General features: G+C 71.8%; 9 protein-coding genes. 5 read left to right on the forward strand and 4 right to left on the reverse strand.

What is annotated here, in order from left to right; translation table 11 throughout:
- Window positions 1-134 precede the first annotated feature (134 nt).
- Both dnaE and KME79_RS04655 read left to right on the forward strand, forming a co-directional pair.
- Complete coding sequence (gene dnaE / locus KME79_RS04650; protein WP_219543432.1) at window positions 135-3,662, forward strand: DNA polymerase III subunit alpha; 3,528 nt, start codon at window positions 135-137, stop codon at window positions 3,660-3,662.
- 94 nt (window positions 3,663-3,756) lie between these two features.
- On the forward strand, window positions 3,757-5,127 hold the full coding sequence (locus KME79_RS04655; protein WP_219543487.1) for an amidase: 1,371 nt from the start codon (window positions 3,757-3,759) through the stop codon (window positions 5,125-5,127).
- 5 nt (window positions 5,128-5,132) lie between these two features.
- Here KME79_RS04655 and KME79_RS04660 read toward each other — a convergent pair whose 3' ends face one another.
- Window positions 5,133-5,666: a hypothetical protein gene (locus KME79_RS04660; RefSeq protein ID WP_219543433.1), complete on the reverse strand. Its 534-nt coding sequence runs from the start codon at window positions 5,664-5,666 to the stop codon at window positions 5,133-5,135.
- Between the two features lie 62 nt (window positions 5,667-5,728).
- Between KME79_RS04660 and murA the strand changes: the two genes are divergently transcribed.
- Together murA and KME79_RS04670 are read left to right on the forward strand one after the other, a co-directional pair.
- Window positions 5,729-7,036: a UDP-N-acetylglucosamine 1-carboxyvinyltransferase gene (murA, locus tag KME79_RS04665; protein ID WP_271279071.1), complete on the forward strand. Its 1,308-nt coding sequence runs from the start codon at window positions 5,729-5,731 to the stop codon at window positions 7,034-7,036.
- Between the two features lie 55 nt (window positions 7,037-7,091).
- Complete coding sequence (locus KME79_RS04670; RefSeq protein WP_308248789.1) at window positions 7,092-9,302, forward strand: transglycosylase domain-containing protein; 2,211 nt, start codon at window positions 7,092-7,094, stop codon at window positions 9,300-9,302.
- A gap of 4 nt (window positions 9,303-9,306) precedes the next feature.
- Here the strand turns inward: KME79_RS04670 and ybaK are convergent, their stop codons facing one another.
- Entirely contained in the window at window positions 9,307-9,801 is a 495-nt protein-coding gene (ybaK, locus tag KME79_RS04675) for a Cys-tRNA(Pro) deacylase (RefSeq protein ID WP_219543434.1), read from the reverse strand.
- Between the two features lie 18 nt (window positions 9,802-9,819).
- Window positions 9,820-10,563: an AraC family transcriptional regulator gene (locus KME79_RS04680; RefSeq protein WP_219543435.1), complete on the reverse strand. Its 744-nt coding sequence runs from the start codon at window positions 10,561-10,563 to the stop codon at window positions 9,820-9,822.
- A gap of 58 nt (window positions 10,564-10,621) precedes the next feature.
- Between KME79_RS04680 and KME79_RS04685 the strand changes: the two genes are divergently transcribed.
- Window positions 10,622-11,761, forward strand: coding sequence for an MFS transporter (locus KME79_RS04685; RefSeq protein WP_308248790.1), 1,140 nt, complete (start codon window positions 10,622-10,624; stop codon window positions 11,759-11,761).
- A gap of 12 nt (window positions 11,762-11,773) precedes the next feature.
- Here the strand turns inward: KME79_RS04685 and ligD are convergent, their stop codons facing one another.
- Window positions 11,774-12,778, reverse strand: a complete 1,005-nt coding sequence (gene ligD, locus KME79_RS04690) for a non-homologous end-joining DNA ligase (RefSeq protein ID WP_219543436.1) — start codon at window positions 12,776-12,778, stop codon at window positions 11,774-11,776.
- Between the last annotated feature and the right edge of the window lie 42 nt (window positions 12,779-12,820).

A 12,820-nucleotide genomic window follows, 5' to 3' on the forward strand; every position in this document is an offset into this window, starting at 1 on the left:
GTCACGGAGAGGGTATAGGCGCTGATCGAGGGAGAGGGATCCGGCACGCCGTCCCCTGCCACGCCCCGGAGTGTCGGTGCGGACCACTAGAGTCGGAGCGCACACCACACGTTCAGACCGGGAGGCGCCGCTCCATGTCGTCCAGCGACTCGTTCGTCCATCTGCACGTGCACACCGAATACTCCATGCTCGACGGGGCCGCGCGGCTCAAGCAGATGTTCAAGCAGGTCGGCGAGCTGGGCATGCCGGCGATCGCGATCACCGACCACGGCAACATGCACGGCGCCTACGACTTCTACCGGCAGGCGACCGGCGCGGGCGTCAAGCCGATCATCGGCATCGAAGCCTACGTCGCCCCCGCCTCGCGCTTCAACAAGAAGCCGGTGCTGTGGGGTGAGCCGCACCAGAAGAAGGACGACGTCTCCGCGGGCGGCTACTACACCCACATGACGATCTGGGCGCGCAACAAGACCGGCCTGCACAACCTGATGCGGCTGTCCTCGCGCGCCTACACCGAGGGCTTCGTCCGCAAGTGGGCGCGGATGGACGCGGAGATCCTCGCCGAGCACGCCGACGGGCTGATGGCCACCACCGGCTGCCCCTCCGGCGAGGTGCAGACCAGGCTCAGGCTCGGCCAGTACGACGAGGCGGTCAAGGCCGCCGCCAAGTTCCAGGACATCTTCGGCAAGGACAACTTCTTCCTGGAGGTCATGGACCACGGCCTCGACATCGAGCGCCGCGTCCGCGACGGGCTGACCCGCATCAGCAAGGAGCTGGGCATCCCGCCGCTGGTCACCAACGACTCCCACTACACCTACGAGTCCGACGCCTCCTCCCACGACGCCCTGCTCTGCATCCAGACCGGCAAGCAGCTGTCCGACCCCGACCGGTTCCGGTTCGACGGCAGCGGCTACTACATCAAGACCGCCGACGAGATGCGCGCCGTCGACTCCTCCGACCTGTGGGCCGAGGGCTGCCGCAACACGCTGCTGGTGGCCGAGAAGGTCGACCCCGCCGGGTTCTTCGAGCACAAGAACCTCATGCCGACCTTCCCCGTGCCCGAGGGCCTGACCGAGGAGGAGTTCTTCCGCCAGGAGGTCTGGAGAGGGCTTGAGCGCCGCTTCCCCGAGGGCGTCGACGAGGAGCACCGCGCCTGGGTCGAGAACGAGCTGCGGGTCATCGTCCAGATGGGCTTCCCGAGCTACTTCCTCGTGGTCGCCGACTTCATCATGTGGGCGAAGAACAACGGCATCCGCGTCGGCCCCGGCCGTGGCTCAGCGGCCGGCTCCCTGGTGGCGTACGCGCTCGGCATCACCGACCTCGACCCGATCCCGCACGGCCTGATCTTCGAGCGGTTCCTCAACCCCGAGCGCGTCTCCATGCCCGACGTCGACATCGACTTCGACGAGCGCAGGCGCGGTGACGTGATCCGCTACGTCACGGAGAAGTGGGGCGCCGACAAGGTCGCGATGATCGCCACGTTCGGCACCATCAAGGCCAAGGCCGCCATCAAGGACGCCGGCCGCGTCCTGGGCTACCCGTACGCCCTCGGTGACAAGGTCTCCAAGGCGTTCCCGCCCGCCGTGATGGGCAAGGACATCCCGCTGTCGGGCATCTTCGACAGCGACCACCCCCGCTACGCCGAGGCGGGCGAGCTGCGCAGGCTCTACGAGGAGGACGTCGACGTCAAGGCGACGATCGACCTCGGCAAGGGCCTGGAGGGCCTGATCAGGCAGACCGGCGTGCACGCCGCCGGCGTGATCATGTCCGCCGAGGTGCTGACCGACCACATCCCGATCATGCGCCGCGACTCCGACGGTGTGATCATCACGCAGTTCGACTACCCGACCTGCGAGACGCTCGGCCTGCTGAAGATGGACTTCCTGGGCCTGCGCAACCTCACGATCATCGACGACTGCCTGAAGATGATCGAGGCCACCACCGGCGAGCAGATCGACCTGCTGGCGCTGCCGCTCGACGACCGCAAGGCCTACGAGCTGCTGGCCCGCGGCGACACGCTGGGCATCTTCCAGCTCGACGGCGGCGGCATGCGCTCGCTGCTGCGGCTCATGCGCCCCGACAACTTCGAAGACATCTCCGCCGCCCTCGCGCTCTACCGCCCCGGCCCGATGGGCGCCAACTCCCACACCAACTACGCCCTGCGCAAGAACGGCCAGCAGGAGATCACCCCGATCCACCCTGAGCTCGAAGAGCCGCTCAAGGAGATCCTGTCCACGACCCACGGCCTGATCGTCTATCAGGAGCAGGTCATGGCCATCGCGCAGAAGGTCGCCAACTACTCGCTGGGCGGCGCCGACCTGCTGCGGCGCGCGATGGGCAAGAAGAAGAAGTCCGAGCTCGACAAGCAGTTCGTGACCTTCGAGCAGGGCATGAAGGACAACGGCTTCTCCGCCGCCGCCATCAAGGCGCTGTGGGACATCCTGCTGCCGTTCTCCGACTACGCCTTCAACAAGGCCCACACCGCCGGCTACGGCCTGGTGTCCTACTGGACGGCCTACCTCAAGGCCAACCACCCCGCCGCCTACATGGCCGCGCTGCTGTCGTCGGTCAAGGACGACAAGGACAAGTCGGCCCTCTACCTCAACGAGTGCCGCCGGATGGGCATCAAGGTGTTCCCGCCGGACGTCAACGACTCCGACTTCGACTTCACCCCGCGCGGCACCGACATCCGCTTCGGCCTGTCGGCCATCCGCAACGTGGGCGCCAACGTCGTCGACGGCATCATCAACGCGCGCAAGGAGAAGGGCCGCTTCGCCGACTTCAAGGACTTCCTGCGCAAGGTGCCGGCGCTCGTCTGCAACAAGCGCGTCATCGAGTCGCTGATCAAGGCCGGCGCGTTCGACTCGCTCGGCCATGTCCGCAAGGGCCTGGTCATGGTGCACGAGCAGGCCGTCGACGCGATCATCGACATCAAGAAGAACGAGGCCATCGGCCAGGACTCGCTGTTCGGCGCGATCGAGGGCGGCGAGGACCAGACCTTCGACGTGCAGATCCCGGTGGGCGAGTGGGACAAGACCACGCTGCTGCAGTTCGAGCGGGAGATGCTCGGCCTGTACGTGTCCGACCACCCGCTGTTCGGCGTCGAGCACATCCTGGCCGCCGGGGCCGACTGCTCGATCGCGGCGCTGCAGGACGACAGCCGTCCCGACGGCCAGGTGGTCACCGTCGGCGGCATCCTGTCGGGCGTGCAGCGCAAGGTCACCAAGAAGGGCGACACGTGGGTGCTCACCCAGCTTGAGGACCTGGAGGGCGCCATCGAGGTGATGATCTTCCCGTCGGCCTACCAGCTCTGCTCGACGATCCTGGCCGAGGACGCGATCGTGTTCGTCAAGGGCCGCATCGACAAGCGCGAGGACATCGGCAAGATCATCGCGATGGAGGTGACGGCGCCCGACCTCACCCAGGAGGCCGGCGGGCCGCTGCTGGTGAGCCTGCCGCTCAACCGCTGCACCGCCCCCGTGGTGAGCAGGCTCAAGGAGATCCTGACCACCCACCCCGGCACCTCCGAGGTCCATCTCCAGGTCCACAACGGCCCCAAGACGACCGTCCTGCGGGTCGACGACCGGCTGCGGGTGGCGCCGTCACCGGCGCTGATGGGCGATCTGAAGCAGCTGCTCGGCCCGGCCTGCCTGGGGGCCTGACCCGTCCCCGGTGGCGGAGTTCGACCAGGCCGGGGCCGCTGCCTGGGCAGACCTCGCCATCGTGGGCCGCCCCCGGGTGGGGGAGGATCACGGGGTGAGCGAACTGCACTACCTGAGCGCCACCGAGCTCAGCCATCTGATCCGTACCCGCCAGGTGAGCGCGGTCGAGGTGCTCCAGGCCCACCTCGACCGCATCGAGCAGGTCAACCCCCGGGTCAACGCCGTCGTCACCCTCGTCGCCGAACAGGCCATGGACGCCGCCAAGGCCGCCGACGCCGTCGAGCCGGTCGGCCCGCTGCACGGCGTCCCGGTCGCGCACAAGGACCTCACCGACACCGCGGGGATCCGGACCACGTACGGCTCGCCGCTGTTCGCCGGCCACGTGCCGGAGCGCGACGACCTGGTGGTGCGGCGGCTGAAGGCGGCGGGCGCGATCACCGTGGGCAAGACGAACACGCCCGAGTTCGGCACCGGCTCCCACACCGTCAACGATGTGTTCGGCCTCACCCGCAACCCGTACGACCTGACCAGGTCCGCCGGCGGCAGCAGCGGCGGCGCGGCGGCGGCGCTGGCCACCGGGATGGTGCCGCTGGCCGACGGCTCCGACATGGGCGGGTCGCTGCGCAACCCCGCGTCATTCTGCAACGTGGCCGGGCTGCGGCCCACGCCGGGGCGGGTGCCGGCGGTCTCCGAGATCGCGGCCTGGTACACGCTGTCGGTGCAGGGGCCGATGGCCAGGAACGTCGACGACCTGAGCCTGATGCTGTCGGTCATCTCCGGGTTCGATTCGCGCTCGCCGTACGCGATCAAGGAGGCGTACGCGCCCGAGCCGGAGGAGGGGGTGGCCGGGCTGCGCGTGGCGTGGAGCCCCGACCTCGGCGGGCTGCCGGTCGACGCCGCGACGGCGGCGGTCACCGCGACCGCGCCCGCGGTGTTCGAGCGGCTCGGCGCCCGCGTGGAGGAGGTCGAGCTGGACCTGGAGGACGCCGAGGTGGCCTTCCGCACCTACCGCGCGTGGTTCTACGCGCTGGCCTACGGCGACCTCGACGGGCTCGGGGCCAACACCGCGTGGAACGTCGAGCGGGGGCGCGAGGTCACCGGCGCCGGCCTGGCCCGCGCCGAGCGCGCCCGCAGCCGTCTCTACCAGCGGATGGCCGACTTCTTCGACTCCTACGACGTGCTCATCGCCCCGGTCAGCCAGGTGCCGCCGTTCCCGGCGGAGGAGCCGTACGTGCGCGCGATCGACGGCGTGGAGCTGCCCGACTACCTGGCGTGGATGCGGTCCGCCTACTGGGTCAGCGTGCTGCACGCCCCGGCCGCGTCCGTCCCCGCCGGGTTCACGCCGTCGGGGCTGCCGGTGGGGGTCCAGATCATCGGCCGGCCCTTCGCCGACGCCCGCGTCCTGCGGGTGGCCCGCGCCTTCGAACAGGCCACCGGCCACGCCTCGCACCACCCGCCCCTCTGACGGCCTCAGCCGGGCGGGGGAGCGCCGTCCCCGGTGGGCGGGTGGGGCTTGCGGAGGGGGGACTCGCGGTAGCCGTGCATGCCCTCCAGGAACCCGAAGAGCCCCACCGCGAGCATCGGCCACGACACCAGGACGCCCTTGGCCGTCAGATCCAGCGGGCCGGGGACGAACGTGACGCCGGGGAAGGCCGAGGCCTCGACGGTGACGACGCCCACGGTGACGGTCGTGCCGATCCACCAGGCGGCCAGGGCGCCCGCGGCCCCGCCCAGGCAGAGCCCCAGGAGGACCGGGAGCTGGACGCGGCGGCTGAGGAACCAGGCCAGCGCCCCGCACGCCAGTCCCAGCCCGCCGGTGATCGTGGCGAACCAGCCGTCCGCCGCGATGAGCGCCTGCGTGGACGGGTCCGCCAGCGCCGGCGTCTGCTCGAAGACCCGGTACGGGGGCCGCGGCGACAGGGCGGACCACAGGAGGCCGGCGGGAAGCCCGAGGGCGGCGAGTGCGAGGACAGTGATCGCGAACGCGCGTACTTCCCTCGTCACGCCACGCCCCTTCAATCGCCGGCAGGACCAGATCGATGGTATCTCCCGGTTAGGCTCACTTCGTGATTGAAGAGAAGGTCTGGGTGATAGAACCCTCTGGCCCGCTTCGCGGCGATGTCGTGGTGCGCGGGTCGAAGAACGGGGTCTCCAAGCACATGGTCGCCGCCATGCTCGGCGGCGGCGAGAGCACCATCCACAACGCCCCCGAGGTGGGCGAGGTCGGCATCACCGCCGCCATGCTGGAGGCGCTCGGCATCCACGTCGAGATCAGCAAGACAGAGATCCGCATCGGCCGGGGCCAGGAGATCAGGCCGCGGGTGCCCGACGCGTTCACCGGGCTGAACCGCATCCCGATCCTCATGCTGGGCCCGCTGCTGCACCTGGCGGGGGAGGCGTTCGTGCCGCTGGTCGGCGGTGACCCGATCGGGCGGCGGCCGATCAACTTCCACGTGGAGGCGCTGCGCGCGATGGGTGCCGAGGTGGAGGTCGGTGACACCGGCGTGTTCGCCAAGGCGGGACGGCTCCACGGCACCCGCCTGGAGCTGCCGTACCCGAGCGTGGGCGCGACCGAGACGATCCTCATGTCCGCGGTCCTGGCCGAGGGCAAGACCGTGCTGAAGAACGCGGCCACCGAGCCCGAGGTGGTGGAGCTGGCGCTGTTCCTGCAGCGGATGGGCGCCATGATCGAGCTGTCGCCGGACCGCCGGATCGTCATCGAGGGCGTGGAGCGGCTGCGCGGCGCCTCGACCTGGCTGGCCGGCGACCGCATCGAGGCGTTCTCGTATCTCGCGGCGGGGCTGATCACCGGCGGCGAGGTGCGCGTGCACGGCTGCCCGCAGGACCGGCTGGTCACCGCGATCACCACGCTGGCCAGGATGGGCGCCCGGTTCGACATCAACGACGAGTACCTGTGCGCCACCGCGCCGCCGGAAGGGCTGCGGGCGGCGGCCGTGCAGACCGACACCCATCCGGGGTTCATGACCGACTGGCAGACGCCGCTCATGGTGCTGTTCACGCAGAGCCAGGGGATGTCGGTGCTGCACGAGACGGTGTTCGAGAACCGCCTGGTGTACGTGCCGGCGCTGAAGAGCATGGGCTGCGAGATCGAGGTGTTCGACCAGTGCCTCGGCGGCCCCGCCTGCCGCTACCACGACACCAACGCGCGCCACTCGGCCGTGGTGCGCGGGGTGTCCCAGCTGCGGGGCGCCGACGTGACGCTGCCCGACATCCGGGCCGGGTTCTCCGCGGTGCTGGCCGCCGCCGTGGCCGACGGGCGCTCGACGCTGCGCGGGGTGCACCACATCGAGCGCGGCTACCATCACCCGTTCGAGCAGTTCCAGTCCCTTGGTCTGAACATCAGCAGAGGTTAGTAAAGAGACAGGAATCGGGCGTTTGCCGGGGATCGGGCGGTCGCACATCAATGTCGTGACTGTCCGCACATCCATCGCCACGCTCGGCATGGTGGGCGCCCTCGGCGGGGTGCTGGTCGCGGCGTTCGCCGCGCCCGTCGTCGCCGGGGCGGGCCTGGCCGCGAAGGGCACCGCCGACACCTTCACGCACCTGCCGCCGGCGCCGCGCGAGGAGCCGCTCAGCGAGGTGACGCGGCTGGTGGACGCGAGCGGGCACACCTTCGCCCAGTTCTACCAGGCCAACCGGACCACGGTACGGCTGGACCAGGTGGCGCCGGTGATGCGGCAGGCCATCGTGGCGATCGAGGACGCCCGCTTCTACGAGCACGGCGGCATGGACGTCATCGGCACGCTCCGGGCGCTCATCGCCAACACCCGGGCTGGCTCCATCAAGCAGGGCGGTTCCTCGCTCACCCAGCAGCTGGTGAAGAACATCCTGGTGGAGAGCGCCAAGACCGAGGAGGAACGGGACCGGGCCCGCGCCCCCAGCGTCTCCCGCAAGATCCACGAGCTGCGGCTGGCGCTGGCGATGGAACGCAAGTACCGCAAGGGCGAAATCCTGGAGAAGTACCTGAACATCGCCTACTTCGGCGCCGGCGCGCACGGCGTCGAGGCGGCGGCCAGGCGCTTCTTCTCCACCTCGGCCGCCGAGCTGACCCTCACCGAGGCGGCCACCCTGGCCGGCGCCGTGCGCACCCCGTACTCGACCGACCCGTCGATCGGCCGTGCGCAGCGCGCGCGCCTCAAGGAGCGCCGCGACCTGGTGCTCGACCGCATGGCGGGGCTGAAGCTGATCACCCGGGAACAGGCGTCCGAGGCCAAGGCGAGCCCGCTCGGGCTGAAGCTGAAGCCCGAGCCCGGCGGCTGCTCGCAGAGCGAGCATCCGTACTTCTGCATGTACGTGCACCGCGAGCTGCTGACGAACGAGGTCTTCGGCAGCACGGCGGCGGTACGGCGGGCCCGCATGGAACGCGGCGGGCTGGTGATCAGGACCAGCCTGAACCCGAAGGCGCAGAAGGCCGCGGAGCGGGCCATCAGGGAACGGGTGAACCCCGAGGACACCGAGGTGGCCGCCGAGGCGATGGTGGAGCCCGGCACCGGCTGGATCCGGGCGATGGCCGCCAGCAAGAAGGTCGGGCCGGGCAAGAAGGGCGGCGCGCGCACCACCTACAACCTGGTCGCCGACGTCCGGCACGGCGGCGGGCAGGGGCTGCAGGCGGGCTCCACGTTCAAGGTGTTCACGCTGGCCACCGCGCTGAAGGAGGGCTGGCGGTTCGGCGACGGGTTCGACACCCCGGGGTCGCTGGTGCCCTCGAAGGGTTACCGGGACTGCGCGGGCAAGCCGGTCAACGACCCGTCGGCGCAGGTGTTCAACGCCGGCGGCGAGGGCAGCGACGGCGGCCCGCACAGCCTGGAGACCGGCACCTGGAAGTCGGTCAACATCTTCTACATGATGCTGGAGCGCAAGGTCGGCCTGTGCGACGTGGTCAAGACCGCCAGGGAGCTCGGCGTCGTCAGGGCCGACGGGCGGCCGCTGCGCGAGGTGCCGACGTTCACGCTGGGCGTCAACGAGATGGACCCGCTCACGGTCGCGGCCTCCTTCGCCGCGCTCGGGGCCCGCGGCCGGTACTGCCGCCCGCTGGCCATCGTGGAGATCGCCGACAGGAACGACCGGCGCACCCGCGTGCGGCCCGACTGCCACCAGGCGATCGAGCGGGCCGTCGCCGACGCGGTCAGCCACGTGCTGACCGGCGTGTTCGACAAGGGCACGATGCGCGGCCAGGACCCCGGCATGCCCGCCGCCGGCAAGACCGGCACCAACAACGGCTACACCTCGGCCTGGTTCGCCGGCTACACGCCCCGGCTCGCCGCCGCGGTCAGCGTCGGCGACATCCGCGGCTCCTACCGCCACCCGCTGAGGAACGTGGAGATCGGCGGCCAGTACTACGGCTCGGTGCAGGGCGCCTCACTGCCGGGACCGATCTGGGTGGACTCGATGCGGCGGGCGCTGCGGGGCGAGGAGAACCGGGGCTTCCACAGCCCCGACATGTCGCGCTTCGGCGGCGGTCACACGCCGGGCCTGGAGGAGGCGCTGGCGGAGGAGCGGGGGGAGACGCGCGAGAGGGGCGACCGCCGCGGCCGCGACCACCCGATCTCCAAGCGGCACCGCAAGATCATCGAATGGCTGCTCGGCGAGCGGCGGCACCCGCCGCGCGACCGGTGGTGAGGCGTCAGGCGGGCTTGCCGATGGGCGCCGTCACGGCCCCGGTCAGCTCGATCAGGCGGGCCGGCGCGGTCTCGATCTGCAGCCCGCGCTTGCCGGCCGAGAAGTAGACCGTCGCGAACTCCAGCGCCGAGGAGTCGACCACGGTCGGCAGCCGCTTGCGCTGCCCGAGCGGGCTGATGCCGCCCACCACGTAGCCCGTCACCCGCTCCACCTTGGCCGCGTCGGCCATCGCCGCGCGCTTGCCGCCGAGCGCCGAGGCCAGCGCCTTGAGGTCGAGCTTGCCCGCCACCGGCACCACCGCGACGGCCAGGCCGCCCTCGGTCTCGGCCACCAGGGTCTTGAAGATCCGCTCGTAGGGGACGCCGAGCGCGTCGGCGGCCTCCTCGCCATAGGCCTGCGCGGCGGGGTCGTGATCGTACGGGTGGAGCGTGAACTCCGCCTTGGCCCGCTCCAGCGCGACGGTGGCGGGGGTGCCGCCCTTGGTCTTCGACTTGCCCACAGGACGATTGTAGCGAATCTACAATGTAAAGGCGCGGCCGGGGGTGTACCCGAGCGCCCGCCGGAACACGTCGATGAATGCGCTCGCCGACGACCAGCCGCACCGGTGCGCCACCTGGGTGACGGTGCCGCCCTCGGCCAGGAGCAGCAGCGCGTGGTGCAGCCTGAGCTGGGTGCGCCACTGCGGGAACGTCATGCCGAGCTCGGCCCGGCAGAGCCTGGCCAGGGTGCGGTCGCTGGTGCCCGCGTCGGCGGCGTGCCGGGCGAGCGTCCGCGGGTCCGCCGGGTCGGCGTGCAACGCGGCGCAGACGGCCGCCAGGCGCGGGTCGCGCGGCGTGGGCAGGTGCAGCGGCTGCTCGGGGGAGCGGCGCAACCGGTCGAGCAGCACGGCGAGCAGTCGCCCGCGCTCCCCGCCGTCCGGGCCCGCGTCTGCCGTCTCGCCGGTGTAGGCGATGATCAGCTCGCGGAGCAGCGGGTCGACGGCGAGGACGGCGGGGCGGCCCAGCCCGAGCGGGTTGGCGGTGAGGCCGACCAGCCGCACCTCGGTGGCGCCGTGGGCGCGGTGCTCGTGCACGGTGCCGGCCGGGATCCAGATGGCGCGGTTGGCCGGGGCGGCCCAGGTGCCGGCGCCGGTGGTGACGGAGAGCACGCCGTGGCGGGCGTAGACGATCTGGTGGGTGTCGTGGCGGTGGGCGTCGATGCCGCTTCCCGGCGCCAGGGGGCGGAGGCCGGTGGGCGCCAGCGGCAGGTGGCGGATTTCCATGACAAGTTGGCACTTTATCGGAAGCGCGCCATCCGGGTCCCCGGCGATGATCGGGGGCGTGCGGGCGAACAAGGTGGGGATGCTGGCGGCCGGCCACGCCGGGGTGGACGTCTACCAGGGGGCGGTGCCCGCGCTGGTGCCGTTCCTGGTGGCCGAGCGCGGTTACGGGTACGTGGCGGTGTCGGGCGTGGTCTTGGCCGCGACGCTGCTGTCGTCGGTGGTGCAGCCGGTGTTCGGGGCGCTGGCGGACCGGTGGCGGATGCCGTGGCTGATCCCGGCCAGCATGGTGACGGCGGGGCTCGGGGTGGCGCTGAGCGGGGTGACGGACTCGTACGCGCTGACCTGGCTGGCGGTGGCGCTGTCAGGGCTGGGCGTGGCCGCGTACCACCCGGAGTCGGCGCGGCTGGCGAGGATCGCCAGCGCGGGCAGCCACGTGCGGATGAGCTGGTTCTCGCTGGGCGGGACGCTGGGGTTCGCGTCGGCGCCGGTGCTGGTGACGCCGCTGCTGGCGGTGGGCGGGCTGGGCGCGTCGCCGTGGCTGGTGGTGCCGGGGGTGGTGGGCGCGCTGGTGACGCTGCCGGTGATCCTGGCGCTGTCGGGGCGCGGTGCGGCGCGCGGCGCGGCGGCGGAGGCGTCGGGGCGCGACGACTGGGCGTCGTTCGCCCGGCTGACGCTGGTGATCGTCTTCCGGTCGGTGGTGTACGTGGGGCTGAGCGCCTTCGTGGCCCTGTACGCCGGGGGCGGGGCGGCGGGGGCGGTGGCGCTGTTCGTGCTGTTCGGGGGCGGGGCCGTGGGCACGGTGCTGGGCGGCAGGCTGGCCGCGCGGTGGGGCCGGGTGCGGGCGATGCGGGCGGCGTACGCGGCGAGCGTGCCGGCGGTGGCCGGGGTGGTGCTGGCGCCGGGGCCGCTGATGTACGTGTTCGTCGCGGCGGCGGCGATCACCCTGTACGCGCCGTTCTCGCTGCACGTGACGCTGGGCCAGGACTATCTGCCGCGGCGGGTGGGCACGGCGGGCGGGGTGACGCTGGGGCTGGCGGTGAGCGCGGGCGGGCTGGCCAGCCCGCTGGTCGGCTGGGTGGCGGAGACGGCGTCGCTCCGGGTGGCGCTGGGCTGCCTGGCGCTGGTCGCGATACCGGCCTGGCTGCTGTCGCGCACGCTGGCGGAGCCGTCCAGGCCCGCCGTCACGAGCGAGCCCTGACGGCCGCCCCGGTCAGCCGACGGCGGAGGCGCCGCCCGGCGAGCCGGGACCGATCAGGCGGACCTCGCCAGGCCGCCGGTCGGGGCGCAGGCCGCGCCAGGAAGGGTGGCGCAGCCGGTGGTCGCCGGTCACCTCGGCGTACTGGACCTCGCCGACCATGACGGGCCGCACCCAGTGGGCGTCGCGGGCGTGCTCGCGCGGCACCGGTTCGGCGAAGGGCGGGTCGTCCTGCTCCAGCGGGGCCAGGCGCCGGCGCAGGTCGCCCAGCATGGCCTCGGTGAAGCCGGTGCCGACGTGCCCGATGAACAGCAGGCGCCCGGCGTCGTCGTACGAGCCGAGCAGCAGGGAGCCGATGGTGCCGGCGCGCCGCCCGGAGCCGGGCTTCCAGCCGCCGATGACGACCTCGACGGCGCTGACGTTCTTGACCTTGGTCCACTCGCCGGTCCGCCTGCCGGGCCGGTAGGGGGAGGCGAGCCGCTTGCAGACGACGCCTTCGAGGCCGAGGCGGCGGGAGGAGGCGAAGGCGTCCTCGGCGTGGTCGTGGAAGCGGACGGGTACCTGCCAGCGGTAGCCGGGGGTGAAGACGGTCTCCAGCAGCTCGCGGCGTTCGGTGTAGGGCAGCTGGATGACGGGGTCGTCGTCGAGGTGCAGCAGGTCGAAGGCCATGAAGGTCACGGGCACGGTGCGGGCGAGCTCGGCGACGCTGACCGGGTTGCGCTGGTGCATGCGCGGCTGGAGCGCGCCGAAGCTGGGGCGGCCGGCCTCGTCGAAGGCGACGATCTCGCCGTCGACGACGGCCTGGCGGCGTCCGGTGGCGCCGGCCATGAGCTGGAGCTCGGGATAGGCGGAGGTGATGTCCTTGGCGTTGCGCGACATCAGCCGGACGGTGCCGCCGGCGATGTAGGCGATCGCGCGGACGCCGTCCCATTTCATCTCGACGGCCCATTCGTCCTGGTCGGCGGAGGGCAGCGCGCCGGCCTGGGCCAGCATGGGCGCATAGGTGGGCAGCGGCGCCATGACCGGTGCCATACCCCGGCTGGGTCGTGGACGTAACCCGAA

The organism is Nonomuraea harbinensis (genome assembly GCF_019396385.1).
GTDB classification, from domain to species: Bacteria; Actinomycetota; Actinomycetes; order Streptosporangiales; family Streptosporangiaceae; genus Nonomuraea; species Nonomuraea ferruginea.